The sequence below is a fragment of the Streptomyces sp. NPDC107765 genome, from assembly GCF_055657085.1.
Genome location: NZ_JBVKBL010000009.1, coordinates 56,654 through 82,080 on the forward strand (window position 1 = coordinate 56,654; position 25,427 = coordinate 82,080).

Here is a 25,427-nt window from a genome sequence, read left to right on the forward strand (position 1 = left end):
CCGCGGCCTGGCTATTCCTCCGGGCGGATCCAGGTCCTGGCACGTTCCGCCACCCAGGCAGCCGCCGCATCCGGACCGGGCGGCGGCGCACCGACAACGACGAGTTCGGTGACCCCCGCCGCACCAAGTGCCGGCAGCTGCTCGGGAACGCCGTCGCTCAGCGCCACCGCAACCGTCAGCTCCTCCACAGCGCGACCATGGCGGGCGCACTCCTCGGCAAGAACGGCGATGCGCCCCGGCACATCGGCCGCCGCAACGTTGAAGCCGTACCAGCCGTCGGCGAGCCTGGCCGCGCGGCGCAAGGCGGCATCGCTGTTGCCGCCGACCACGACCGGCAGCCGACCGCCGCGCAGCGGCTTGGGGTTGACCCGGATCGCCTCGAAGCGAGTGAACTCCCCTGTGAAGGACGCCGGATCCTCCGCCCACAGGACGCGCATCGCGGCGAGATACTCCTCGGTGCGCCGCCCACGCCTGGCGAAAGGGACTCCCAGCGCCGCGAATTCCTCGGCCGACCAGCCGACGCCGATCCCGAGGCTGAACCGCCCGGCGCAGAGCACGTCGAGTGTGGCGGCCTGTTTGGCGACCAGGACCGGGTTGTGCTCGGGCAACAGCAGCATCCCGGAGGCGAGCTCGATCCGGTCGGTGACCGCCGCCGCGAAGGTCAGGGCAAGCAGCGGGTCCAGCCAGTCGGCGTCCGCGGGCACAGCGATCCGGCCGTCCGCGGAGTAGGGGTAGCGAGAGGCGGGCGCGTCCACGAGCACCACGTGCTCACCGCACCACAGCCTCGCGAAACCGTGCGTCTCCGCGGCCGTGGCCACCGCACGGATCACCTCCGGACGGGCACCCTCACCGATACCCAGCGCGTGCAACCCCACTCGCATCCGCCACCTCCGGGCGCCACCTTAAGTACCAGGCGCGGACGCGCCCGGGCGACATGGCTGGCGTCGGCTGAAGAGGCTCGTGGAAATCCCCATCCGGCCCGGCCACACAGCCGTCCGACTCAGGCGCGCGCCATGCGAGACGATCAGACATGTGAGCAAGACTGTGAGCCATTCAGGCGCTCATTCGATCTCCCTACGCTGGATAGCACCACACCGAATCAACACCGAAACACACAGGGGAGATCCTGATGCGAGCTGTCATCCAGAACACCTTCGGCGGTCCTGAGGTCCTCAAGGTCACCGAGGTCGAACGCCCCCGCCCGCTCTCCGGCGAGGTCCTCATCCGGGTCCACGCCAGCGCGGTCAACCCCGTCGACGCCGCCGTCAGGTCCGGCGCGTTCCCGCTCCTGGGCGAACCGCCGTTCGGGGTCGGCTGGGATGTCTCCGGTGTCGTGGAGGAGGCGGGACCCGGCGCCCGGTTCGCGGTGGGCGACGAGGTGTACGGGATGCCGTTCTTTCCCCGCGCCGCCACCGGATACGCCGAATACGTCGCCGCTCCGTCGCGGCAGGTCGCCCGCAAGCCCACCACCCTCGATCACGTACACGCCGCCGCCCTGCCGCTCGCCGCACTCACCGCCTGGCAGGGACTGGTGGACGCGGCACACGTCAAGGAGGGCGACCGGGTGCTGATCCACCGGGCGGCCGGCGGCGTCGGCCACCTCGCCGTGCAGATCGCCAAGGCGCACGGCGCGCACGTCACCGCGCTCGCCAGCGCCGCCAGGCACGAGTTCGTGACCAAGCTGGGAGCGGACGAGGTGATCGACTACCACACCACCGACTTCACCCAGGCGGTACAGGACGCGGACGTGGTCTTCGATTCCACCGCCCAAGGCGCACGTTCGCTGCGCGCACTGCGCCCGGGAGGCGTGCTGGTCAGCATCCTCGAACACGGCGACCCCGACCTCGCGGCCACCGTCGCGGCGGCCGGGCGGCGCTTCGCCGGAATCTCCGTGGAGCCGGACTACGCAAGCCTGGAGGCGATCGCCGCGCTCGTGGACGCCGGCCGGATCCGCCCCCACGTCGAGCAGACCTTCCCGCTGGCCGAGGCCGGCAAAGCACATCAGCTGATCGAGTCGGGGCGGGTGCAGGGCAAGGTCGTACTGACGGTCTGATACGGATACCGGCCGCTCTCTCCCCCGAGGGCGGCCGTATCGTTCCTCATCGTTCGTCATTGTTCGTCATCGAAGAAGGGGGAGCGGCGGTGGACATCCTCACCGAGGCACTGGCCTCCATGCGCACCGGCAGCCCGGCGTCCGTCCGCACCGACGGCCGCGCACCATGGGGACTGCGGCTGCCGCCGGTCGCGGGGGCGGGATTCCACGTGGTGCTGCACGGAACCTGCTGGCTCGTCCCGCTGGACGACACCGCGCCGATCCCGCTCGCCCCCGGCGACGTGGTCTTCGTACGGGACGGCCGAGGCCATGTCCTCGCCGACCACCCCTCGACACCGGCCGAGGAGCCCCGCCCCGAGCAGTTCAGCGACTCCATGCCGATCGGCTCCGTCTCGCTGGGCGGCGACGGCCCGCGCACCAGTCTGCTGTGCGGCAACTACCATCTGGACCAAGGCCGTCCACACCCCCTGGTCACGCGGCTTCCGGAGATCATCCACCTGCCCACCCGGCACGGCCGCCATCCCGAACTCAGCGCCGCCGTCCAGCTGTTGGGCGCCGAACTGGACAACCCGCGCATCGGCTCCGAAGGCATCGTGCCCAGCCTGATCGACTCACTGCTGCTCTACATCCTGCGCGCCTGGCTGGACGACCAACCCACCGACACCACCCAGGGCTGGGCCGCCGCCCTGCGCGACGCCGCGGTCGCCCCCGCTCTGGCAGCCATCCACCAGACACCCGCGACGCAGTGGACCGTCGAGTCCCTGGCCACCCGCTCCGGCCTGTCCCGCGCGGCCTTCGCCCGCCGCTTCACCGCACTGGTCGGCGAGCCGCCGATGGCCTACCTGACCCGCTGGCGCATGACGAGGGCCGCGCAACTGCTGCAGCAGTCCGACGCACCACTGACGACCGTGGCGGCACAGACCGGGTACGGCTCCGAGTTCGCCTTCGCCAAGGCATTCAAGCGGGAATTCGGCCTCGCCCCCGGACTGTATCGACGCCAGACGCGCGCCGCATGACACCACCCCCAGACCGAAGAGACGCCGCGGGAAGGCTTGCTGGCCCTTGCTGAGCCTGTTGGACCTTGCTGAAGCCCTCCGCGTGGCTCTTCAACAGCCCCGCCCCGCTGCACCGCTGGAACCTCGGCATCTGGCTCGTTCGAAGTCGCCGCTGAGAAGCACAAACCCGCGGTCCATATCGCTAGGTCTTCTCCGAACTACCGAGGGCGTCCCGTGATCGGGTTGTCCCGTCTCCGATGACCTGGTCCGGGAGTGGGGCCGTTGCCTGCGCCGACCAGATCGGTGGAGACGCCGCGTCGCCGGAGATCCCCGTCGGTCTGGTCCCTGTCGGACAGGTGCCTGACGCTCTCTCAGTCAATCAGGTCCTTCTCCACCGTTTCGTGAATGGACTTACCGGAGCCTCGTCGATTCACGGCGGGTTCGTGATCACCAGGGGACGACGCCGTCGTCCTCGAAGAACGAACCGGTCGGGCCGCCGTCGGGCAGGGTGGCGAGCCGGATCGCTGTGGCCGCGCCCTGTTCAGGAGTGCGGGGCCCTTGGAAGCCCGTGAAGTCGGTCGCGACCAGGCCCGGACAGGCGGCGTTGATCAGGATGTTCGTACCGGCGAACTGCCGGGCGTACTGCACGGTGAGGGCGTTGAGGAACGACTTCGACGGCGCGTAGGCCGCCATGATCGGGAGCTCGATGTCCGGGTCCGTCTGCCGGGCCAGGGAGCCGACGCTGCTGGAGACGTTGACGATGCGTGGCGAGGCCGAGCGCCGCAGCAGTGGCAGCATCGCGTTGGTCACCCGGACGACACCCATGACGTTGGTATCCACGACCGTGCGGAGCACCTCCAGGTCGAGCGCGGTCGGGTCCTGCACCCACCCCGGGCCCATCTCGCCCGAGATGCCGGCATTGTTGACCAGGGCGTCCAGGCGCCCGGCCAGCCGTTCGATCAGTTCCGTGGCATCAGTGACGCTCTGGTCGTCGGTCACGTCCAGCGGTACCCCGAACGCGTCCACGCCGACGGCGCGCAGCTTCCCGACGGCGGTTTCGCGTCGGGCGGCGTCGCGGGCTCCCACGCCCACGCGGTACCCGAGCCTGCCCAGCCCGGCCGCGATCTCGTACCCAATGCCCTTGTTCGCGCCGGTCACCAGCGCGATCATCGTTTCGCTCATGCTGATGATGTTGGCTCGCGGACGAGTGGCACGGCCAACACCGATACGGTGTCCTGTCATACCTGCCAGGTATCACCGCGTATGCTGCGGACGTGGACACCCTGGAGACCCGCGAGCTGAGGTACTTCGTGGCCGTCGCCGAGGAACTGCACTTCGGGCGCGCCGCCGAGCGCCTCGGCATGGCCCAGCCGCCGCTGTCGCGGGCGATCCAGCAGCTCGAACGGCGCCTCGGGGTCTGCCTGTTGCAGCGCAACCGCCGTGGCGTCCGCCTGACCGGTGCCGGAGAGGTGCTGCTGCACGAGGGCCGGGCGGCCCTCGACGCGACCGCTGCCGCCGCTCGCCGCACCCGGCGCGCCGGGGGTGCCGACAGCCCTGGCGGCCCCCGCGGTCGGCTGGTCCTCGCGGTGAAGGCCGCCGCGTCCCACGAACTGCTGCGGAAACTTCTCGACGCCTACGCGGCCGAGCCCGACAGTGCCGAGATCGAGGTGCTGCCGTGCGGCATTTCCGAGCAGGAAGAGCTGCTGCGCGACGGACGCGCTGATGTCGCGCTCATGCACACGCCGTGGAATTCCCTCGCCGGGTTCGACAGCGAGGCACTGACGACCGAGGGGCAGGTTGCCGTCCTGCCTGCCGGGCACCCCCTCGCCGCCCGCGAGACCTTGTCCCTGGCCGATGTCAGGGACGTCCCCGATCTGCCGCTCGCCCGCTGGCCCACCCACGGCACCTACGCACCCGGACCGGGCCCCGAGATCCACAACCAGACGCAACTGGCCCAGTTGATCGCCCTCGGACGCACCGTGGCGGTCGTCCCCGACTCCGCCCGCTCCTGGCTGTGGGCCGAGCACACGGCCGTCCCCTTGACCGACGCGCCTCCCGTCGTGACCCACATCGCCTGGCCCGCCCACAGCCGCTCCCTCGCCCTGGCCGGCCTGATCCGCACGGCCGCACGGCTATGACCAGCGGTCGCCAAGGGCGCCGCAGTGTTCACCACAGCGGGTGGTGGCGGCCTCGAGGGATGCCCTTCATCCAGGCATCCTCCTGGTAGAGCCGCAGTCATACGAACGCGTCGGGGTGCTGGGCAGCTCCTGGTATTCGCGGCTGCCGGGGATCCGCCGCGGGACCTGCTGAGGAGCGGTAGGACGGTAGAGGCCCGTGCGCCGGTTCCGGTGCCTTTTCTCACCATCGCTCTGTGACCCGGGCCGAGCCGAGCGGCGTTCGCGAACCAGCGGAAACGGGTTGACGAGCAATGCCCCGACGTTCCCCTCCAGATGGAAGTCGTAGGACTACCGCAGCACCGTTTCACAGTGAGCACGAGTTCTCGGCGAGCACTTCGCTCCGACGGTGGGCTTGCCGGTCACCGGATTCGGTGTTCCCGGCACCGGCCTGTCCATGCGAGGCGGCGGGATCTCTCAGGGCACCTTGCCTCGACGGCGCCAATGCACGAGTAACGGCTTGTTGGCCACCTTCATCCACAACATGAAGTCCCGGGCATCCTCCCGGGTAGCACGGTCCCACTCGATCCGGAGCACCCACAACAACCGGAACCAGCACAGCACATCCATGCCGTACGACCGCGGCGTCAGCGGCGACCTGTCCCTCGCCGCCGTTGTGACCACGCGCCGTCTAGAGTGCGGGCATGATCTCGCAGAGCTACCTGTCCGAACTGTTCTCGCTGGACGACCGGGTCGCCGTGGTGACGGGCGGCAGTTCCGGTATTGGCCGAGCGATCGCTGAGGCTCTCGCACGAGCGGGGGCGAGCGTGGTGATCGTGGCACGCAAGGAGTCGGAACTGGCCGCCACGGTCGATGAGCTCGCGGCGAACGGCTGCCGGGCGGCCTGGGTGAGCGCGGACCTGAGCACCCGCGACGGAGTGCGCGCGGCTGCGGAGCAGGCAGCCGAGGTGTTCGGCGAGCCCGACATTCTCGTCAACAGCGCCGGGATCAACCTGCGGCCGCCGATGGGAGAGCTGGGCGAGGAGGTGTGGGACGCCACGATGGCGGTGAACCTGGAGGCGCCCTACTTGTTGGGCCAGCGGTTCGGGCCGGGCATGGCCGAGCGGGGCTTCGGGCGCATCATCCACATCACCTCCCAGCAGGCGCGACGGGCGTTCGTCCAGAGCGGCGCCTACGGGGTCTCCAAGGGGGCGCTGGAGTCGCTGGCCCGCTCTCAGGCCGAGGCGTGGTCGCCCCACGGCGTCACCTGCAACACGCTGGTGCCCGGCTTCGTCATGACCCCGCTCAACGCACGGTTGTCGTCCGACCCGGAGCAGGTGGCGGCGCTGGCGGCACGCACGATGGTCGGGCGCAACGGCCTGGCCGAGGACTTCGCCGGAGCGGCGGTGTTCCTGGCCAGCCGTGCATCCGGTTACGTCACCGGCCAGGCGATCTTCGTCGACGGCGGGTTGTCCGTTCACTGAGCCCAACACCGCACGTTCACTGCTTCCCATGCCCTACGTTGACTGAGCCCGCTCCTCGGTGAGCCCGCGGTGTTGTGGTCATGTGCTGCGGCTCCATGCGTCGACAGTGGCGGCGGCCCAAGCCCTGACGCGTTCCGCGAACTCTTCGGCGGGGAACGTCCCGTCGACGGCAACCTCTTCGATCGTGACGGAGAAACGGGATGGTGGCGCGTCCCGGCGCGGCAGCGGCGCGTCGCGGACGACCCGTGCGGGGGTGTTCTTCCCGCGGTGGGAATTGCCACGACGAGCCTGGCCGACAAGCTGGTTCACTTCATCGAGGCCGCCTTCGAGATATGCGTGCAGGAGGGCCCAGGCCCTCGCACCCCCGTCGGCGGGAAGCCGACTGGGATGCTGCAAGAGGAAGCAAGAGACGGAGACACCGTGCAACGGCCCCCACGGTGCCTGACGTGCATGGTCCAACGCGAGCAAGACATCGAACAGGTCGTCACAGGATCGTGAGTCCATGGACGCACCGCATTCCGCGCAGCGTTTCATGCCTCCTCCTTGATCGTCGATTTCGCGTTCAGTAGTGGGGGTTCAGTAGTGGGGCTTCAGTAGTTGGTGTTCAGTAGTTGGGGCGGATGGGCTGCTCAGCGCTCCACGCGCTGCACATTCTTCAGGCCGCGCACGGCTGGGATCGTCAGCAGCAGGGCGCAGGCGACGAGCGCCATGGACGCGGACACACACAGGAGCGGCACCGTCCCTGCGACGACCGCGAACGGCCCTGCCACCGCCTGCCCGACCGGCTTCATCACCAGCGAGCCGGCCGCGTCGTACGCATGCACCCTTCCGAGAACGGCCTGTGGGACGTGCGTCTGCACGCTCGTGTGGAACATGACGATCCAGAATGCCATGCCCACGCCGCTCACCCCGTAGCACCCGGCGATGAGCGGCGCGGGAAGGCCGAGAGCGACCCCCAACGGCATGAGTGCCCACAGGGGCATGGAGAGGGCGCCGGCCCGGAGTGGATGCCGCGGGCGGAGCCTGATCGCGACGATTCCGCCCACCACGCTTCCCGCGCCGAGGGACGACATGACCAGGCCGAACGTCGGTGCTCCGTAGTCGGTGACCAGCGTGCTGTTGCCGAGAGTCATGGTGGGACCGGCCCCCGCCAACTGCCAGAGCATGAAGACGACGATGACGCTCCACAGCCAGGTTCTGGCCCGGAACTCCCGCCATCCCTCGACGAGATCGGCCCGGAAGGACGAGGCGCCGTCCCGCGCGGCCGGTCCCATCGGGACCGAGCGGAGCAGGAGCAGGCAGGTGCCGCTGACCGCATAGGTCAAGGCGTCGAGGGCGACCACCGTCGCCGGGGAGGAGACGACCAGCAGCAGGCCGGCCAGCGAGGGGCCGATGACGGCGGTGACGGACTCCGAGATGCGCAGGGTGGCGTTGGCCTTCAGCACGTCCTGGGCCATGCGCGGGGTGATGCTGGCGACTCCGGGCTGGAAGAGCGCGCTGCCTGCCCCGACCAGGGCCAGCAGCACCAGGATCTGCCACAGCTGCGGCGTACCCAGCAGGAACAGCAGGGCAAGCGCTGCCTGGAAACACAGCCGGGCCGTGTCCGAGATGACCATCAGTCGTCGGGCGCCGAAGCGGTCGGACAGCACCCCACCGAAGATGATCAGTGCCGCGAACGGTGCTACGAGCGCGGCCAGCGCATAGCCCACCCCGCTTGTCCCGTATCCCGCCCGGATCACGGCGGCCGTGATCGCGACGGGGAGCATCGCGTCGCCCAGCAGAGAGGTGGTGCGGGCGGCGAAGAACAGCCGGAAGTCCGTTGTCCACAGCGGCAGATCGGACGAGGTCTCCTTGACGTGCAGGTCATGGGCCATGTCCGAGCCAGCCACCGCTCACCGTCCCCCATATGCCGTTGGTCCCGACCAGGGCGACACTTTCCTGCCTCGGACGTCCCTCGGTCAACGGAATATCTCCGGCAGGCTCAGCATGCACCGCGAGTGCGAAGACTCCGCGCAAGGGCCTCACGGGAGGGGGCACTCGCGATGCCGGAGACGCACGCCAGGGCGTGCCGCCGTGGCGCCCTGCCCGCGCCGCGAGCACCGGGGAGGTGGTGCTCGCGGCCCGACCGAGCAGGAACCACCGAAGTGGCCTGTCACAGCGTCAGGAGAACGGGCTCAGGGCGCGCACCGCTGCTGGAGTACTAACCCTGCTTGCGTTCCAAGTGGAGGTGCGCGCGCATGAGTTCGCCCGGGTTCGTCAGCGCGGCCATGGTGGAGAGTTCGCCGCACAGCACCGTGGCGGCCGCGAGGACGGCGAGTCGGCGTGCGTTCTCTCCCGGTTCGCGCTCGGCCCGGCAGCCGAGCCGCGTCAGATTGGCCTCGACGAAGTCCAGATCCTTGCCGTTGCCGACCGTGCCCACGATCAGGTTCGGCAAGGTGCACGAGAAATAGAGGTCACCCTCCCGGTCCTCGGCCACGGTCACACCCTGTGAGCCTTCGACGATATTTGCCGCGTCCTGGCCGGTGGCCAGGTAGAAGGCGAGCAGCATGTTCGCGTAGTGCGAGTTGGCCGAGCGTATGCCGCCGGCGAGCAGCGTTCCGATCAGATTCTTGCGCACGTTCAGCTCTGCTATCTTGGCGGCCGTGGTGTGCAGCATTTCGGTAACTACGGTGCGCGGCACGAGCAGTTCGGTTACCACATTCTTGCCACGACCCAGGATTCCGTTGACGGCGGTCGCTTTCTTGTCGGTGCAGTAGTTCCCGGAAATCGATCCGTAGGAAACTCCCGGAATGTTTTCCAGGATGTGCGCCAAGAGCGCGTCGGCCGCGAGCGTCGCCATGTTGTGGCCGGACGCGTCGCCGGTGGTGAACTCGAACCGGATGAACAAAAGGTTGGCCGCGATCTCGTGCCGGATGCCGACCAGTTCGGCGAATCCGCTGCAGGCGCGCACGATCTTGTTCAAGTCGTCGAACTGCGCGTCGAGCCGGCGGGCGGCTGCGTACGCGGTCTGTGCGTCTTCGGCTTCGACGAGCACCGAGCGGGTCATCCGTTCGTCGACGAGGGTGGCGACGATACCGCGCTCGGTCTGCCGGGATATCTTTGCGCCGCGCCCCACGGAAGGCCACAGAGGCGACTCGTAGGTGGCGAGCGGGACTTCGGTCTCCGTGGTCGCTACATTTCCCGAGATCTTCAGTGGTCCCACCCACCTCATGGGGACCCCGGCAATGCCGTGCATGTCGTTCATCGTGCATTTCCCGTCGTCTGGCGGATGGCGCGAGGCGCCGGAACACGGGTCCGGTCGCACGCGTCCCGACTCCGCGGTCGGTCCGCAGCAGCGTAGAGTGCCGTGGATCATGAGGCACACCGGTTTCCGCACGGTGTGAATCCCCCTCGGGGTCGGATGCGCATCACTACCGCACTCGGGAGCCTGCAGCCATGACGAACTCCCTTCCGGCGTCGAGAGGCTGGCGCCCTTGGTCGCACCGGACCCGTCGGGGCGTGGACCTCGCCCTCGCGATTCCGCTGTTCCTGCTGGAGACCGCGTGGCTCGTGCTGGACTGGATGTTCGGCCTCGGTATGGAGGTGTGGGCGGCGCAGGGCGACTGGGAGCGGGCGCGAACTGCTGAGCAGGGGCTGCCGCTCCTCCTCACCCAGGTCCAGACACCAGAGGTCCAGACACCAGAGGTTCAGACACCAGAAGTCCAGACACCAGAGAACCGGAAAGCAGAGTCCCTCAATTCCGCAGGAAGTAGGAGCACGCGTACGGGCCGAGGGAATCGCCGCCGGCGCGAAGGGTCACCTGGACGTCGTCCGGGCGGACCTCGGGGTGGAGGGTGGCCTGTGCGCGGGCCAGGCTGCACACCAACTGTCCGTTGGGAAGCCGTGCGTCGGCGGAGAGGTGGGAGTCCGGCGCCTCCAAGGTGACGCGGTGGCCGTTTCCGGATACCTGGTACGAGCCGTCGAACGCGACGAGGTTGGTGAGTCCGCTCTTCTGCTCCGATGCGTTCGGGCCGGCGATGAGGAGTTTGACGACGGCGCTGAGGGAGCGCACCTTCACGTCGGGTCGTGAGACACCACGAAGGCCCGTGTCGGAGGCGAAGTAGATCCGCATGCCCTTGGTGAGGCCGGTCACGGGCTCACCGGCGTCGATCACTCCGGTCGGCCTGATGCCGCAACCGGCGACTGTCGACAGCAGAAGCAGGACTGTGGCGGCCACGGTGCGTGTGCCTCTCATCGCACCTCCTCGGGAGGGTTGCCGGCGGGCAGTCGGAGGGTGAAGACCGCGCCGCCGCCGGCCCGGTTGGCGGCCGTGAGGGTGCCACCGTGCAGGTGGGCGTTCTCCAGGGCGATGGCGCTGCCGAGGCCGCTGCCCTCGGACCGTCTGCGGGCGGTGTCGGCCTTGTAGAAGCGGTCGAAGACGTGCGGCAACGCCTCGGAGGGCAGTCCGGGGCCGCGGTCGGTCACCTCCAGTGTGACGTCGTGGCCGGTGACGCGGAGCACCACGGTGACGGGCTGCTCCCCGTGCTGCAGCGCATTGCCGACGAGGTTCGCCACCACGACGTCGATCCGGCGACGGTCGACCCGCGCCCGTATCCCGTCGGGGAGGTCCGTGTGCACCTGGTCGGTCCAGCCTCGGCGGGTGAGCGTCGAGCGGACGAGCTCCGCCAGGTCGGTCTCCGCGGCGTCGAGCGAGACGGTTTTGGCGTCGAAGCGGGAGATCTCGATGAGGTCCTGCACGAGGCGGGTGAGCTGGGCGATCTCCGCGCTGACCGTGCGGGCGGCCTGGGCGGAGTCGGGCGGCAGTTGGTCGGCGTCCTCGTCCAGCACGGTCGAGACCATGGTCATCGCGGCGAGCGGGGTGCGCAGTTCGTGGGAGACGTCCGCGACGAAGCGGCGGGCGCGCGCTTCCTGGGCCCGCAGTTCGGCAACGGAGCTCTGCAGGCTCTCGGCGGTGTGGTTGAAGGTGTCGGCCAGTTCGGCGAGTTCGTCCCGGCCCTTGACCGCGACCCGGGCGGAGAGTTCACCCGCGGCGAGCATCCGGGTGGCCCGGCCCAGGTCCCGTACGGGCCGCAGCACGGTGCGGGCGGCGAGCAGGGCGAGTACCGCCGCCAGCAGGACGACGGGTATGAGTCCCTCGCGTACGGTCGTCAGCAGTACGGCGATGTCCTCTTCCTCGGCGCTGAGCGGGGCGATGGTGAAGACGTCGAGATCGGAGGTGCGCCCGGTGTCGAAGGCCACGGAAGCCCCGACCACCACATAGGGCTGGCCCTGCCGCTCGACGCGTTGGAAACGCATCCGGCCGGTGGTTCTGACCGCGGTCCGCAGCTCGGGGCTGATCCGTGACTGGTCCGCGCGGGTATCCGAGGTGGCCGTCAGGTCGTGGTACCGGGCCACGACGACGGCATCGCCGAGGCCGTGCGCGACGCTCGTCGTGAACCGGCTGAGGGTGTCGTGGTCCGGGGGGATGTCCAGGTCGGCGGCGACTTCGCCGACCCGGTTGCGGAAGTCGGTCTGGATCGCGTGCTGGGCCCGTTCCAGCACGGCGTTGCGGGCTTCGCGGTAGGCGAGGGCGGTCGCGGTCACCGCGGTGATCAGGGTGACGAGGACGAAGGCGACCACGAGTCGGGTGCGCAGCCCGCCCGTAGGGACCCGGAGGCGTCTCATCGGTGCGTCACACGGGGCCGAAGCGGTAGCCGAAGCCCCGCACGGTCTGGATGTAGCGGGGCTTGGCGGGCAGGTCCTCGATCTTGGTGCGCAGCCTGCGCACGGCGGCGTCCACCAGTCGTGAGTCGCCCAGGTAGTCGAGGTCCCAGACCGATGCCAGGAGTTGCTCGCGGCTCAGGACCCGGCCCGGCGCGGACGACAGTTCCAGCAGCAGCCGCATCTCCATCGGCGGGAGCGGGACCGGAGTGTCCAGCTTGGTGACGGTCAGGGCGGCCCGGTCGATGACGAGCCCGCCGTGGTGTTCTCCCGGCCGGGAATCGGGCACCGGCTCGGCGCGGCGCAAAGCCGCCCGGATACGGGCTTCGAGCACCCGGGCGGTGACCGGTTTGACGACGTAGTCGTCGGCGCCCGCTTCGAGGCCCGTGACGATGTCCTGGTCGTCGCCGCGTGCGGTGAGCATGATTACCGGGATGGTGCTGCGGGCCCGGATCGCGCGGCAGACCTCGAACCCGTCCATTCCGGGCAGCATCAGGTCGAGCACGACGAGCTCGACCGGTTTCCCGGGTGGCCCGGCCAGCAGCGGAAGGGCCTCCTCCCCGGTGCCGGCGACGGATACGTCGTAGTGGTGTCGGCGCAGTACGAGTTCCATCCCGTCGCGTACCGAGATGTCGTCCTCGATGAGCAGCACATGCGGCATGCCCACGATTATGCGGGAGCGTTTGCCCATGTCAGACCGGGTCGGCCGGGGGATTCGCGGTCCGCGGCCGATTGTTACCTCCCCATCATCCAGGCATCCACGGTTGATGACGTGACTGGCCGAGCGTGGTGGGCATGGACATCCGCACGTCATCCCCAACCGCCCGCCGCCGCCACCGCCTGGCGGCACTTGTCACCCTTCCCGTCCTGGTCCTCTCCGCCGCTTGCGGTGGAGAGGACGGCGGGCCGGGGGCCGGCAAGGAGGTCGCCTCCGTTCCCGGTGATGCCCCGGCCGACAGCAAGAGTTCGGACAAGCAGCCTGGCACGGGTGACAAGGGGGCCTTCTACGACGCACAGATGAAGTACGTGCAGTGCATGCGGGGGAAGGCCGGCATCGAGGACTTCCCCGACCCGAAGATCAGCGGCTACCTCGACTGGACGAAGATCGACCAGATCGCTCAGAAACCCGGGAACGAAGAGGCGTCCAAGGGTGGCAAGAACGGCGTCTGCGGCAAGGAGATGTCCGCTGCCATGCGTCTGGAGCCGAAGCGCGATGTGCAGACGGAGTACGAATCACTGCTGTCGCACGCCACATGCATGCGCAAGCACGGCGTCTCGAAATTCGCCAACCCCACGATGTCCGGCGGCAACGTAATACCCGGCGGTGACCCCAACCCGGTCGCTTCGTCCATCGACACCGGATCTCCCGCCTACAAGCGCGCCCGTCAGGCATGCAAGGACAAGCTGCTGGACGGCCTGGACGGCATGCAGTGAAGCGCCGCACGACGCTGATGACAGCGGGCGCGGTGACGGCCGCCGTCGCGCTCGGCGCCGGCACCTTGGTCATCGCGGCCGGCGACCACGACGCACCGGCCGACACAAGGAACGACCTGCCGCCGGCCACCACCGAGATCACCCGCACCGACCTGGTACAGAGCAAGACCGTCGACGGACACCTCGACTACGCACAACGGCGCACGGTGAAGTCGCCGGTGGAGGGGACCGTCACCAAGGCCGCCGAGGAAGGCCGAACGGTCAGGACCGGACAGCGGCTGTACGAGCGGGACGCCCGGCCGGTGATCCTGATGTACGGGCCGACGCCGGCGTTCCGGGCGTTGAAGGTCGGTGACCGGGGGCCCGACGTCCTCCAGCTGGAGCGCAACCTCCGCGACCTGGGATTCGGCGCCGGCCTGTACGTCGACACCCGCTACGACAAGGGCACCGAAGCCGCGGTCAAGAGCTGGCAGAGATCCCTCGGCATCGAGAACCCGGACGGCCGGGTCGGCAGGGGAGACGTCGTCTTCCAGCCCGGCACGGTGCGGGTGGTATCGGCGGATGCCGCACTCGCCGACCAGATCGGCCCGGACAAGGCCGTAGTGACCGTGGCCTCCACCAGACCGGTCGTACGGGCCCCACTCGACCAGAACGAAACGGCCCTGACGAGGCCCGGCACCAAGGTCGAACTCACCCTGCCCAGCGGCCGGACCGCCACCGGCAAGGTGGCCGGGACCGTACGGCCGGAGGCCCCGGAGGGCTCCGCCGCACCGAGCCAGGAGGGCATCACGGTGGAGATCACCTTCGACCACCCCCGGACCGCCCTGGCCTCCGAGGATCCCAAGGCCACCACCAGCGTGAAGTTCATCAGCGAGAGCCGCAAGAACGTGCTGACCGTACCGGTCGAGGCGGTCGTCGCCCTGCGCGGCGAAAACGGCGGCTACGGACTGGAAGTCGTCCAGGGCCGGACCACCAGGATGGTGCGGGTCACCACCGGCATGACCGCAGACGGACGCATCGAGGTCAGCGGCGGCGGCCTCGCCGAGGGGATGACGGTGGGAGTGGCCAAGCAATGACCGTCATCGAACTGCAGGCCGTCACCAAGTCCTACCCCGGAGACGTCCATGCCCTGCGCGGGGTGGACCTCCGCATCGAACCGGGCGAACTCCTCGCCATCGTCGGCCCGTCCGGCTCCGGGAAGTCGACCCTGCTCAACCTGATCGGCACCCTCGACCTGCCCACCTCGGGCACGGTCCGGGTGGCCGGTCACGACGTGGGCGCACTGTCCGACAGCCGGCTGTCCGCGCTGCGGGCCCGCCACATCGGCTTCGTCTTCCAGCACTTCCACCTCTTCCCCGGCCGGGACGCGGTCGACAATGTCGCGGACGGCCTGCTCTACACGGGCGTTCCGCGCAAGGAACGCCGCGCCCGGGCCCGGATCGCGCTCGACCGGGTCCGCCTCGGCCACCGGCTCTCGCACCGGCCGCACGAGCTCTCCGGCGGCGAGAAGCAACGCGTCGCCATCGCCCGTGCTCTCGTCGGCGAGCCCGACCTGTTGCTCGCCGACGAGCCCACCGGCGCCCTGGACACCGCGTCCGGCCGGATAGTGATGGAACTCCTGCGGGAGTGCCAGGCGTCGGGCACCACGATCTGCGTGATCACCCATGACAACGACATCGCCGCGTCCCTGCCCCGGCACATCCGCGTCAGGGACGGCGCAGTGGTGCGCGACGACCGCTCCGGGGCCGCCGCATGACCGGGCCCGCACTCAAACCCGTTCGCCTCGCGGGAGCCGACATCCTGCGCAGCGGCGCCGTCGGCCTGCGCGTCCGTCGTGCTCGGGTCGTGCTCTCCGGCCTCGGCATCGCGATCGGCATCGCCACGATGGTCGCGGTCGTCGGCCTGTCCAGCTCCAGCCGGGCCGACCTGATGGGGCGGCTCGACCGGCTGGGAACGAATCTGCTCACCGCCGAGGCCGGCAAGGACGCCCTGGGCCAGGACGTGAAGCTTCCGAAGAACGCGGAGGCCATGGTCGAGCGGATCGGCCCGGTGCAACGAGCCACCGCCCTCGCGCAGGTGGACGCCCGGATCCGCCGCAGTGACGTGGTTCCCGAGGACCAGCCGACCGGAGTGACCGCACAGGCCGCCCGAACGGACCTGCTGACCACGCTCAATGCCCGGACATCCAAGGGGCGTTGGCTCGACCGCGCCGCTGAGCAGCTCCCGGTCACCGTCCTCGGCGCCGTCGCTGCCCAGCGACTGGGCATCACCGCACCCGGCGAGAAGATCATGATGAACGACCACTACGTCGTGGTCATCGGCATCCTCCGCCCCGTCGAACTCGTCCCCAACCTCGACCGGGTGGCCCTGGTCGGCTTCCCGGCCGCACAGAAGTACCTCCGGTTCGACGGACACCCCACGACCGTCTTGGAACGGTCCCCGGACGCCTCGGTCGAGGACGTGCGCACCGTGCTCGCACGGACGGTCATGCCCGGCAACGAGCAGTCCGTGAAGGTCTCCCGCCCGTCCGACGCACTGGCGGCCAAGGCAGCCGCCGACCAGGGCCTCACCCACCTGATGCTCGGCCTGGGCGCGGTCGCCCTCCTGGTCGGCGGCGTCGGCGTGGCCAACACCATGGTCATCTCGGTACTGGAACGCCGACAGGAGATCGGCCTGCGCCGCGCCCTCGGCGCCACCAAGGGCGCCATCCGGCTGCAATTCGTCACCGAGTCACTCCTGCTCTCGGCGCTGGGCGGCCTCGCGGGCGCGGCCCTCGGCGCCGCGGCGACCGCTGCCTTCGCCATGGGGCAGGGCTGGGCGGTCGTCGTCCCCCCGTGGTCACTCGGCGGCGGTATGGCCGCCACACTCCTCATCGGCGCCCTGGCCGGCCTCTACCCCGCGATCCGCGCTTCCCGTCTGCATCCGACGGTGGCGCTCCATGCCACGTGAGTCCCTCCTCGGCAACGGGGGAATTCCGGCACTCACTTCGCCTGCCAACCTCGCGGACAGTGCCTCCTGGCCGGGGCGCTCCTGCGAGGGTTACCAGGGCACGGGCTGATCCTGGTAGTTGAGGAACTGCAGACCCGGTTCGCCGCTGTGGCGGTCGATCGTGTCCGCCACGCCAGGGATGGACTGGTCGATGGTCAACGGTGCGGCGGGACCGCCGAGTTGGGTGCGGACGTGGCCGGGGCAGAGGAGCAGCAGGGTGTGTCCGGCATCGGCGTACCGGGCGGCGTAGCTGCACATCAGCTGGTTCAGGGCGGACTTGCTGGCGCGGTAGACGTCGTGACCGCCTCTGGTGTTCAGACTGAGGCTGCCTTGACGTGAGGACATGACCCCGATGGTCCCGGTCGGCGCGACCAGCGAGCGGAAGGACTCGACCACCCGCATCGGGCTGAGCGCATTGGTGACCATGACCTCGACGAACACCTCCGTGGGGACCTCGCCCACGGGAACGTTGTCCCGCGCGATGGCGGCGTTGACGAACAGCAGGTCCAGGGTGCGGTCCGCCAGGCGTTCGCGGAACGCGGCGATCTGCTCCGGCTCGGTCATGTCCAGCGACTCGACGGTGACGCGTCCCTCGGATGCCTCGGCCAGGTCGTGGAGGCCGGTGCGCCGATCGCCCCGGACGGTCCCGATGACGTCCCAGCCCCGCTGTACGTACTCGGTGACCAGGGCGAGCCCGAGGGCTCGGGACGCCCCGACGATCAGGGCGGTCTTGGCGCTCATGCCTGGACCGCCGGCTTGAGGACCTGCTCGCACCACTGGCGGAAGGTCGTGGGGCTCGCGGTCTGCGGGGTGCGCGGTACCCCGTCGTCGAGGCCGTCGCCCTTGGCCCGCATCATGTCGACGTAGCCCTGCACGAGCGCGTCCCCCATGCCTCGCCCCGTGAGCGCGTGGCGCAAGTCGTCGAGCGTCTGCCGTTCGTAGCGGATCGGGCGGCCGAGCACGTCGGACATGATGCGCGCCAGGTCGTTCGGCGAAAGGTCCTCGGGGCCGAGCACCGGGACCTCGCCCGTCCCCGTCCACGTGCGGTCGAGCAGGAGGCCGGCGGCGACCGCGGCGATGTCGCGGGTGGCGACCCTCGGTGCCGTGCGGTCGGCGGCGACGGTCTCGGTGAACACGCCGTGGTCGCGGATCGAGGGCACCTGCCACAGCAGGTTGTCGATGAAGGTGGGGTTGGCGAGCGCCCGGTAGGCCACGCCCGAACCCGCGATGAGGTCGTCCATGGCCAGCGATGCCGTCACGTGCCCGGCGCGGCCGGCGACGGGGGTGTTCCGGCCGAGCGCCGAGACGCCGACGACGTGCCCGACTCCATGGGTCGTGAACGCCTTCGCGGCAGCACGGGTGAACCCGGAGTACATGGCGTCCAGGCTCGGCGCCTGTGAGTGTGAGGGAACCAGCCAGAAGACGGCGTCCGCGCCGGTGAAGGCCCGGTCGACGACCTCAGCGTCGCCGTGCGAGCCGGTGACGACGTCGACCCGGGCGCGGACCGCGTCGGGGAGTTTTCCGGGGTCACGCACGATGACGCGCAGCTCTTCGCCGCGCGTGCGGGTGTCGTTGAGGAGGATGTCCAGCAGCCGGCCGCCGATCTGGCCGGTGGGAGCGGTAATGACGATCATGCTTCGAGTCTCGGGCCGGCCGTTCGCGGCGTCCAATACCCTTCCCGACCATTGATACCTTCAGGGTATGGATCTCGATCTTCGCAAGCTCCGCTACTTCGCCGCGTTGGCCGAGCACCGGCACTTCGGCCGTGCGGCGGAACAGCTCTACATCGCCCAGCCGGTGCTCAGCCGCCAAATCAAGTCCCTGGAGCAGGAGTTGGGGTGCACACTGCTGTTACGGACCACCCGCAGTGTGGAGCTGACCGCCGCCGGCAAACAGCTCTACGAGGAGGCGCAGCAGGTCCTTCCGTCGGTCGCCGCGGCGGTCCGCCGTGTCCACGACGTCGACCAGGGTGTCCAACGGCTGGTGGTCGCTTTCTCGCCGGGGCTGCCGGTATCGGAGGCGATCCGGGCGTTCACCTCGCGCCATGCGGACGTCGAGATCGACGTCGTCCCGTCGAGCTGGTGGGAGCCGGACCGGCCGCTTCGGGACGGGCGGGCCCAAGTCGGCTATCTGCGGCGGCAGTTCGACGAATCGGGCTTGCGCATCATTCCCATCGGTCACGATCCCAGGGTCGCCTGCATGCCCGCGACACATCCCCTGGCGGGTCGCCCGGAGCTCACCTCCGCAGACCTCGACGGCGAGCGGATGCTCGACGTACCCAAGCGGCGGACGTGGTCGCTTGAGGAGAAGTTCGAGCTCATCGCCTCCGGGCACGGCATCGCCCTCATCCCGCTGAGCGTCGCGCGGTCCTACGCCCGCCCCGACCTGGTCCATCTCCCCGTCACGGACGCGCCGGGGATCGAGACCTGCCTGGCGGTCACCGAGGGTCGGCGCGAGAGGCTGCTGCGCGACTTCATCGAGATCGCCACCGCGACACTGCGGCGTGCCTGAGCGGAGACGTGCCGCGCGGCCGCCCTCGGCCGCCTGTGTCTCACGAACGTTTGCCTGTCCGGCCGCGCGTGGGTGAGCGGTCCGAACCGTCCCGTGGCCTCTCGGGAGGATTCTCGGGCCCGACGAGGCGATCGCCGGACAGTAGCGTGCCCGCCTGCTTGACGTGCTGTTGAACGGGTGAGACCTCCATGCTTTGCAGGCCGGGCAGGGACCCGATGCGGTCCGACGTGAATTCGAAGAGTTCGTCGAAGTCTCGGCAGTGTGCGACGGCGTGGAGGTTGTAGGGACCGGAGATGGCCGCGGCGAAGGCGATCTCGGGTTCTTGCGCGAGCGTGCGGCCGACGTTCTTCACCGCTGACGGATGCACCCGCAGCCACAGGTTCGCCCGCGCGTGATAGCCCAAGGCGGCTGCGGCGATCTCGACGTCGATGTGGACGACGCGTTGCCGGAGCAGGGCGTGAAGGCGGCGGGATACGCGGCCCGGCGTGGAGTCCGCCGCCGCGGCGAGGTCGACGAGACTGGCGCGACCGTCTGCGGCGAGCGCGTCGAGAATCTTCTCGTCCTCGGCGGCGAGGCGTACGGAGTCGCCGGTGACGACCGGGGACTCCGTGAAAGGCGGGCCGTCGCTCCCGAGCATGGCTTCCTGTTCCGGGGACAGCACGCCGTGCAGTGCGGCCCAGTAGTGGCCGCGGCCTCCCATGAACTGGCGGAGCATGGCGAAGGCGTTGATGTCGAGCACCGCCGCGGTGCGCGGAAGCCGTTGACCGAGCAGTTCTTCGCGCTGCGCTTGAGTCCGTGACTGGGTCGCGCAGGTGACTTCGCAGCCTGCTGCGCCCACGGCCACCCAGTTGACATCGTCGCGCTTGGCGAGTGCGCCGGCGATCGCTGCGACGCTGCCGGGCCGGCAGCGTAGTCGTACCAGCCATCTGCTCTGTCCCAACGCTCCCGGGTTGACCACGCCGGCGACGCGGATGACGCCGTCGGCGCACAGGCGCCGATACCGGCGGTTGACGGCGCTTTCGGTGAGGCCGAGCGCGACCGCGATCGAGGCGAAGGAGGCCCGAGGAGCGACCTGCAGCGCCCGAATGATCCGCACATCGTCGGGCTGCATGACGAAGGATTCAGACATCGATGCACCAGTCATAGGGGGAATCCTATGAACGGGCCGGTGTGGCTCGCGCCTGCGGCAGCACGGCAAACAGACTCGTCCCGTACCGATGAGGAGCCACAGCAGCGTCACCGTCCGACCCCCCAGGCGGTCTCGGCGAAGGACGCACGCAGTGGGCTCACGACACAAGGAACGGAGATGACGCTGGATGTCATCGACTGTCATGGGGCAGCGAACGCGGACCGCTCTCATCGTGGGGGCCTCGCGCGGCCTCGGCCACGCGATGGCGGCCGAATTCCTCGGCAGGGGCTGGAGCGTCATCGGCACGGTCCGCGACCCTGCTGCGCGAACGCCCCTGCACGATCTCGCCGAACGGGCCGAGGGGCGCGTCACCATCGAGCATCTCGACATCACTGAGCCCGACCACCTTGCGCCCCTGCACGAGCGTCTTGCGGAACGCGAGCTCGACCTGCTCTTCGTCAACGCGGGCACCACGAACAATGAGCAGACGCCCATCGGCGCGGTCCCGACAGCCGATTTCGTCGAGGTGATGATCACCAACGCTCTCAGCCCCCTGCGCGTCATCGAGGCGCTCGAAGACCTCGTCTCCCCTACCGGACTCATCGGAGCGATGTCCTCCGGGCAGGGCAGCATCACGAACAACACGACCGCCGGCCGCGAGGTCTACCGGGGAAGCAAAGCGGCGTTGAACATGTTCCTGCGCAGCTTCGCGATCCGGCAGGCCGAGACGCAGCGCGCCGTCGTCCTCCTGGCGCCGGGCTGGATCCGCACCGCGCTCGGTGGGCCGGACGCACCGTTCAGCGTCGAGGAGAGCGTCCCGTTGCTGGTGGACGTCCTGCTCTCCCGACTGGGCACGCCCGGTCCGGCATACCTGGACCGCTCGGGTCGGACAGTGCCCTGGTAAGCCCGGCCGACGGCCCTTGCGGACGGCCGGACGAACAGCAGGCATCGCCAGCGGCCTCATCACTCCCCATGACCCAGCCCTCATTGCCCTTCGCCGGACGTGGCCGACGCACAGGAGATCGCCAAGGATGACGACTACGCCTCTCATCGCAGTCGAAGAACACTGGACCATGCCGGACGTGACGTCCGCCCTACGTGCTCTGCCGCACCCTGAGGAAAGCCTTGTCCTGAACGAGTGGGGCGACAATCAGGAACGTCTGGAGGACATGGGAGCCGGCCGCATCGCCGCCATGGACGCTCAGGGCATCGACGTGTCGATCCTCGCCCTGACACCGCCGGGAGTTCAGCCGCTGCCGCCCAAGGAGGCACTGGCGCTGAGCCGCGCTGCGAACGATATGGCCGCGGCAGCCGTCGCCCGGAATCCGACCCGTTTCCGATCGTTGTCCACGCTGCCCATGTCGTCACCGAAGGACGTCGCGGGCGAGCTGGAAAGGGCCGCGGGCATGGGGCACGTAGGCAGCATGGTCCACGGCCGAGCAGGCGACCTTTTCCTCGACGACCCCGCCTACGACGACTTCTTCTCCGCCGCATCAGGACTCGGCCAGCCCGTGTTCCTCCACCCGCAGCTGCCCTCCAAGGCAGTCCGAGACGCCTCATATCGCGGATTCGACCCCATGACGGACCTCGCCCTCGCCACTTTCGGCTGGGGTTGGCACCTGGACGCCGCCACCGCGGCGCTCCGGCTGATCCTGCGAGGCACGTTCGACCGTCATCCCGACCTTCAGATCGTGCTCGGCCACTGGGGAGAGATGCTGCTGTTCTGGCTCGACCGAGCCGACAGCCTTTCCCGCATCGCCGGCTTGGAGCGATCCGTATCGGACTACGTCCGGTCGAACTTCCACATCACCACGTCCGGCATGCTCAACCCGGCCCTCCTGCAGCACGCGCTGTCCGTCACCACCGTCGACCGGTTGATCTTCTCGACCGACTACCCCTTCCAACGGCCCACCAGAGAAGAGATCGATGCCTTCCTGCATCACTTCTCATCGGACGCGGAACGCCGGCAGTTCTCGTCGGCCAACGCGGCATCCCTGTACGGCATTGACTTCTAGAGGTCGGTTGACAGCAGCGTTCCGGCACGCCTTGGCCTCCCCCTGCCGGTGTCGCAGGGGGAGGCCAAGGCAGGTCGGCGGTCGGCTCAGTGCGTGCTCGCGGCCTCTTCGGGGCGCCGGCCCCATGCGGCGATGGTGACTTGGGGGATGTCGATGAACGCCGGGTCTTCGAGGAGGGTGGTGAATTCCGTCAGGTCGGCTGGGGTGATGAGGCCGTCAGCGAGCATGGCGGGGGCTGCCTGGGTGATCAGGGGCAGCCAGCGGTCCTTGGCGAGCCCACCGCCCATGTGGCCGAGGTTTCCGGTGAAGGACACCTCGTCCAGAGCGTTGCGGGCGAGCAGGGAGGGAAGGCCCCGTGCCCACGTCATGTCTGCGCCGTTGTCGCGGTAGGTGCGCTGATAGGCGGTCAGGATGCGCTGGACGAGAGGAGAAGGTGAGGTGTCGGCCGGCAGGTGGTAGGGCTCTTCGATGACGAGCCATCCGCCGGGGGCGAGCCAGCGGGTGGCTCGCGCGATGACCTCGTCGCGCTGGGGGAGGTGGCACAAGAGGTAGCGGGCGTGGATGAGTTGGAAGCTGCCAGGCGCGTAGTCCTCAGCGGTGATGTCGGCTTCCTGGACTTCCAGGTTGGTGGCGTGGTGGGCGTCGAGGTGCCGGGTGTCGAGGTCTACGGCGACCACACGTCCCTGGGGGCAGTGTGCGGCGAGCCAGTAGGCGATGGAGCCGGCGCCCGCACCCAGTTCCAGGCAGTTGAAGGAGGCTTCGACGGGAAGTGCCTGGAGGACTTTGATGGTGAACGCATCGACGCTGTGCTGGATGGACTGAAGACGTTCACGTTCGTGGGGGGCCTGGTTGCTCAGCATGCCGGTGCGGTAGGGGGCTGTGGTGGCGGGGTGCTGTGTCATGAAGATCGCCTAGGTGGTGGTTGTGGTCGAGGTGTGGTGATCGTGTCCCTCCGGCATGGCGGGCGAGGGCGCGGATGCGGCGGTGGAGTGGACGAAAGAGCGGACGGCGGGAAGTGTGCGAGCTCGCAGGACGGCGAGCAGGAAGTCGCTCTCGCTGCGGAGCCCGTCGTCCTTGAGGTTGACGGGCGTGAGCGGGTTCGATTCGGCAGTGCCTGCGGCCGCCACGGCCTGAAGGGCGCTCTGCAGCCAGCACGCGGTGACGGCCGGTTCGAGGTGTTCTTCGGCAACACCGTGCTCGGTGAGGTGGTGTCGGGCGCGCTCCACCACCTCGGGCCGCACGTAATCCTGCAGGACGAGCAGGACATCGAGGATCTCGATGACCTGGCGGTAGAGCCTGAGCCGGATTGCCTGCGGGCTGCCCACCACTGCACGGATCCGCCGGTGGGGCCTCTCCAGGGTGACGTGCGGAACGGCTTCGGTCAGGTCACGCCACAGGGGACTCAGGCGCCACAGGGCGCGTGCGTCGCGGGCCGCGCGGCGGATGGTCAGCGCCAGGGGCAGGCAGACCCCTGCGGTCATCAGCCAGGCGGTGACGCCGATGTTCAGCGGGAACAGTGCGCCCAGCCAGGCGGGGCGTGCCAGGAGGAAGGCCAGAACGACGCACCAGAACAGGGAGGATGAGGTGAAGCCGGCGGCCAGCAGCAACAGGCCGGTGCGCAAAGGCCGGTCGTCATGGGCCTGGCGGCCGTAGCGCACGCACAGCACGGCGCAGGGGACCGTGCCGACAAGATGCGCTGCCACCAGAATCCACCAGAAGGGGCTGTACCACGGGACGGCCTGCGTCGTGACGCAGCCGGCGTGCGGCGCGATGGTGAAGTTCAGTGCGATCAGCGCGGCGATGGTGACGACCATGGGGCCGTAGATGAGCCACGGGCGGCGCCGGGACATCGCCGCGAGGACGAAATCGAGGATGAGGGCCGAGCTGAGGACGCCCCAGGCGTTCATGAACAACCCGCAGCTCTGGGCGAAGGTGAGGGATTGGTTCAACGCCGCGGTGACCGGGTCGAGGTAGACGGTGATCGACCCGGCGATCCCGACCACGGCGAGCAGCAACATCTTCTGCTGATGGGAGTGGCGGGCGGCAGGCAGCCGCAGGATGATCACCAGCCACAGCGCCAACGCGCCCGAAAGCTCGACCCGGGAACCGAGTTCGTAGAGGGAAAGTGTGCTCATGGTCTGGTCCCTACTCCCGGATCCCGAGTGCGGCCTCCAGCTTGCCCCGCACCCCCGTCGACGGTGAGGGCGTGAGGATCCCCGCGGCGGAGTAGATCAGGCTGGCCACGAGTTCGGCTTCCCGCTCCTGCTCGTCGGTGTAGTTGCTACGGCCCAGGAGCCGGCTGATCATCTCGGGCCGGATGCTGGGCAGCAGTATGGCGAGCACCTCGTGGAACTCCCGGTCGCTGCGGCCGTGTTCGCACAGGATGTGCCCGATTTCATGGAGAATGATGTGTTCTTGATGGAACTTGGTGGTCTTCTCCTCGACGTAGATGTTGTCACCGGCCTCGGTGGCGATCCACAACCCGCAGGCGTTGATGGCGGCCCCGATCGACACCGTGTGGATCCGGATCGGCCGCCCCCGCCGCACCGACAGCCCCTTGACGAATGCATCGACGGAAAACGGCCGGGGTAGGTCGAGCGTCTTGACGAGCGCCTGACACCGTTTGCGTACCTGTCGTGTGGTCATGGTGTCGCCTTGCCCTTCGATCGGACACCGGTGGAAGTGGACGTCATGTTCGTAGCGCATGGCCACCTCCTTAGCAGTTTGCCAAACGGCTCCGAGGGCGGTCGCAGCAAGGCGGCCGCTTCCCGTCGGTGGTCGGCGCCGCATGCCGCGCGGCGAGCCCGGACCCGTCGCGGCACCGGCGGTGCGCGTCACCCGCGCGATGACATCCGGCTGTGCCGGGGTGCGCACGCCTCTGCCTCGTCACCCGAACCGGGAGCCGCGAAAGGGCGAGAACGGCTCGGCCTGTTGCTGCCCATGCTCAACAGACGTACTGCTGACCTTGCTTGGGGTGACTGTTTGCTCGCTCGTTGCACCCTCT

The 25,427-nt window shown here is 69.2% G+C and carries 25 protein-coding genes and 1 pseudogene; 12 read left to right on the forward strand and 14 right to left on the reverse strand.

Annotation, left to right across the window (positions count from 1 at the left end; translation table 11 throughout):
• Positions 1–11: 11 nt before the first annotated feature.
• Entirely contained in the window at positions 12–881 is an 870-nt protein-coding gene (locus tag ACZ7MX_RS22365) for an LLM class F420-dependent oxidoreductase (protein WP_472134659.1), read from the reverse strand.
• A gap of 248 nt (positions 882–1,129) precedes the next feature.
• Between ACZ7MX_RS22365 and ACZ7MX_RS22370 the strand changes: the two genes are divergently transcribed.
• A complete protein-coding gene (locus ACZ7MX_RS22370; protein ID WP_472134661.1) occupies positions 1,130–2,053 on the forward strand; it encodes an NADP-dependent oxidoreductase in 924 nt (307 codons plus the stop codon).
• An 89-nt stretch (positions 2,054–2,142) separates the two neighbouring features.
• Positions 2,143–3,069 (forward strand): AraC family transcriptional regulator, encoded by a 927-nt coding sequence (locus ACZ7MX_RS22375; protein WP_472135083.1) that lies wholly within the window; start codon positions 2,143–2,145, stop codon positions 3,067–3,069.
• A gap of 426 nt (positions 3,070–3,495) precedes the next feature.
• Here the strand turns inward: ACZ7MX_RS22375 and ACZ7MX_RS22380 are convergent, their stop codons facing one another.
• On the reverse strand, positions 3,496–4,230 hold the full coding sequence (locus tag ACZ7MX_RS22380; protein WP_472134663.1) for an SDR family oxidoreductase: 735 nt from the start codon (positions 4,228–4,230) through the stop codon (positions 3,496–3,498).
• Between the two features lie 92 nt (positions 4,231–4,322).
• On the opposite strand from ACZ7MX_RS22380, the gene ACZ7MX_RS22385 reads away from it, so the two are divergent.
• Together ACZ7MX_RS22385 and ACZ7MX_RS22390 are read left to right on the forward strand one after the other, a co-directional pair.
• Positions 4,323–5,186 (forward strand): LysR family transcriptional regulator, encoded by an 864-nt coding sequence (locus ACZ7MX_RS22385; protein ID WP_405755079.1) that lies wholly within the window; start codon positions 4,323–4,325, stop codon positions 5,184–5,186.
• Between the two features lie 680 nt (positions 5,187–5,866).
• Positions 5,867–6,646, forward strand: a complete 780-nt coding sequence (locus ACZ7MX_RS22390) for an SDR family NAD(P)-dependent oxidoreductase (RefSeq protein ID WP_472134665.1) — start codon at positions 5,867–5,869, stop codon at positions 6,644–6,646.
• Positions 6,647–6,724: 78 nt separating this feature from the next.
• Here ACZ7MX_RS22390 and ACZ7MX_RS22395 read toward each other — a convergent pair whose 3' ends face one another.
• The 3 genes from ACZ7MX_RS22395 to ACZ7MX_RS22405 form a co-directional block, all read right to left on the reverse strand.
• The gene (locus ACZ7MX_RS22395; protein ID WP_472134667.1) at positions 6,725–7,180 is read right to left on the reverse strand and encodes a DUF5946 family protein; all 456 of its coding nucleotides are present in this window, start codon (positions 7,178–7,180) and stop codon (positions 6,725–6,727) included.
• Positions 7,181–7,275: 95 nt separating this feature from the next.
• Complete coding sequence (locus ACZ7MX_RS22400) at positions 7,276–8,520, reverse strand: MFS transporter (RefSeq protein WP_472135085.1); 1,245 nt, start codon at positions 8,518–8,520, stop codon at positions 7,276–7,278.
• 326 nt (positions 8,521–8,846) lie between these two features.
• Positions 8,847–9,890, reverse strand: a complete 1,044-nt coding sequence (locus ACZ7MX_RS22405) for a hydroxymethylglutaryl-CoA reductase (protein ID WP_472134669.1) — start codon at positions 9,888–9,890, stop codon at positions 8,847–8,849.
• 191 nt (positions 9,891–10,081) lie between these two features.
• Here ACZ7MX_RS22405 and ACZ7MX_RS22410 point away from each other — a divergent pair.
• Positions 10,082–10,279 (forward strand): annotated as a pseudogene (locus ACZ7MX_RS22410) (DUF6234 family protein); the annotation flags it as partial.
• Positions 10,280–10,379: 100 nt separating this feature from the next.
• Here the strand turns inward: ACZ7MX_RS22410 and ACZ7MX_RS22415 are convergent.
• The 3 genes from ACZ7MX_RS22415 to ACZ7MX_RS22425 are packed head-to-tail and all read right to left on the reverse strand — an operon-like array spanning position 10,380 to position 13,007.
• Positions 10,380–10,880, reverse strand: a complete 501-nt coding sequence (locus ACZ7MX_RS22415) for a GerMN domain-containing protein (RefSeq protein ID WP_472134671.1) — start codon at positions 10,878–10,880, stop codon at positions 10,380–10,382.
• On the reverse strand, positions 10,877–12,310 hold the full coding sequence (locus ACZ7MX_RS22420; protein ID WP_472134673.1) for an ATP-binding protein: 1,434 nt from the start codon (positions 12,308–12,310) through the stop codon (positions 10,877–10,879). Before ACZ7MX_RS22420 ends, ACZ7MX_RS22415 begins: the two co-directional genes overlap by 4 nt.
• Positions 12,311–12,317: 7 nt before the next feature.
• Positions 12,318–13,007: a response regulator gene (locus ACZ7MX_RS22425; protein ID WP_472134675.1), complete on the reverse strand. Its 690-nt coding sequence runs from the start codon at positions 13,005–13,007 to the stop codon at positions 12,318–12,320.
• A gap of 134 nt (positions 13,008–13,141) precedes the next feature.
• Between ACZ7MX_RS22425 and ACZ7MX_RS22430 the strand changes: the two genes are divergently transcribed.
• Genes ACZ7MX_RS22430 through ACZ7MX_RS22445 form a run of 4 tightly spaced genes read left to right on the forward strand, consistent with a single transcriptional unit; the run spans position 13,142 to position 16,729 of the window.
• The gene (locus ACZ7MX_RS22430) at positions 13,142–13,780 is read left to right on the forward strand and encodes a hypothetical protein (RefSeq protein WP_472134677.1); all 639 of its coding nucleotides are present in this window, start codon (positions 13,142–13,144) and stop codon (positions 13,778–13,780) included.
• The gene (locus tag ACZ7MX_RS22435; protein WP_472134679.1) at positions 13,777–14,856 is read left to right on the forward strand and encodes an efflux RND transporter periplasmic adaptor subunit; all 1,080 of its coding nucleotides are present in this window, start codon (positions 13,777–13,779) and stop codon (positions 14,854–14,856) included. Before ACZ7MX_RS22430 ends, ACZ7MX_RS22435 begins: the two co-directional genes overlap by 4 nt.
• A complete protein-coding gene (locus ACZ7MX_RS22440) occupies positions 14,853–15,536 on the forward strand; it encodes an ABC transporter ATP-binding protein (RefSeq protein WP_472134681.1) in 684 nt (227 codons plus the stop codon). Before ACZ7MX_RS22435 ends, ACZ7MX_RS22440 begins: the two co-directional genes overlap by 4 nt.
• On the forward strand, positions 15,533–16,729 hold the full coding sequence (locus tag ACZ7MX_RS22445) for an ABC transporter permease (protein ID WP_472134683.1): 1,197 nt from the start codon (positions 15,533–15,535) through the stop codon (positions 16,727–16,729). The genes ACZ7MX_RS22440 and ACZ7MX_RS22445 overlap by 4 nt, the downstream gene beginning before the upstream one ends.
• 90 nt (positions 16,730–16,819) lie before the next feature.
• Here ACZ7MX_RS22445 and ACZ7MX_RS22450 read toward each other — a convergent pair whose 3' ends face one another.
• Positions 16,820–17,509 (reverse strand): SDR family NAD(P)-dependent oxidoreductase, encoded by a 690-nt coding sequence (locus ACZ7MX_RS22450; protein ID WP_472134685.1) that lies wholly within the window; start codon positions 17,507–17,509, stop codon positions 16,820–16,822.
• Positions 17,506–18,402 (reverse strand): NAD(P)H-binding protein, encoded by an 897-nt coding sequence (locus tag ACZ7MX_RS22455; RefSeq protein WP_472134687.1) that lies wholly within the window; start codon positions 18,400–18,402, stop codon positions 17,506–17,508. Before ACZ7MX_RS22455 ends, ACZ7MX_RS22450 begins: the two co-directional genes overlap by 4 nt.
• A 67-nt stretch (positions 18,403–18,469) precedes the next feature.
• Between ACZ7MX_RS22455 and ACZ7MX_RS22460 the strand changes: the two genes are divergently transcribed.
• Positions 18,470–19,279, forward strand: a complete 810-nt coding sequence (locus ACZ7MX_RS22460; protein WP_472134689.1) for a LysR family transcriptional regulator — start codon at positions 18,470–18,472, stop codon at positions 19,277–19,279.
• Positions 19,280–19,319: 40 nt separating this feature from the next.
• On the opposite strand, the gene ACZ7MX_RS22465 is transcribed toward ACZ7MX_RS22460, so the two are convergent.
• Complete coding sequence (locus ACZ7MX_RS22465) at positions 19,320–20,423, reverse strand: Lrp/AsnC family transcriptional regulator (protein WP_472134691.1); 1,104 nt, start codon at positions 20,421–20,423, stop codon at positions 19,320–19,322.
• A 172-nt stretch (positions 20,424–20,595) separates the two neighbouring features.
• Between ACZ7MX_RS22465 and ACZ7MX_RS22470 the strand changes: the two genes are divergently transcribed.
• Entirely contained in the window at positions 20,596–21,312 is a 717-nt protein-coding gene (locus ACZ7MX_RS22470; RefSeq protein WP_472134692.1) for an SDR family NAD(P)-dependent oxidoreductase, read from the forward strand.
• Positions 21,313–21,439: 127 nt separating this feature from the next.
• Entirely contained in the window at positions 21,440–22,423 is a 984-nt protein-coding gene (locus ACZ7MX_RS22475; RefSeq protein WP_472134694.1) for an amidohydrolase family protein, read from the forward strand.
• A gap of 86 nt (positions 22,424–22,509) precedes the next feature.
• Here the strand turns inward: ACZ7MX_RS22475 and ACZ7MX_RS22480 are convergent, their stop codons facing one another.
• Genes ACZ7MX_RS22480 through ACZ7MX_RS22490 form a run of 3 tightly spaced genes read right to left on the reverse strand, consistent with a single transcriptional unit; the run spans position 22,510 to position 25,297 of the window.
• Positions 22,510–23,325 (reverse strand): methyltransferase domain-containing protein, encoded by an 816-nt coding sequence (locus ACZ7MX_RS22480; protein ID WP_472134695.1) that lies wholly within the window; start codon positions 23,323–23,325, stop codon positions 22,510–22,512.
• Positions 23,326–23,334: 9 nt separating this feature from the next.
• On the reverse strand, positions 23,335–24,558 hold the full coding sequence (locus ACZ7MX_RS22485; protein ID WP_472134697.1) for an MAB_1171c family putative transporter: 1,224 nt from the start codon (positions 24,556–24,558) through the stop codon (positions 23,335–23,337).
• 10 nt (positions 24,559–24,568) lie between these two features.
• On the reverse strand, positions 24,569–25,297 hold the full coding sequence (locus ACZ7MX_RS22490; RefSeq protein WP_472134699.1) for an ImmA/IrrE family metallo-endopeptidase: 729 nt from the start codon (positions 25,295–25,297) through the stop codon (positions 24,569–24,571).
• Positions 25,298–25,427 lie beyond the last annotated feature (130 nt).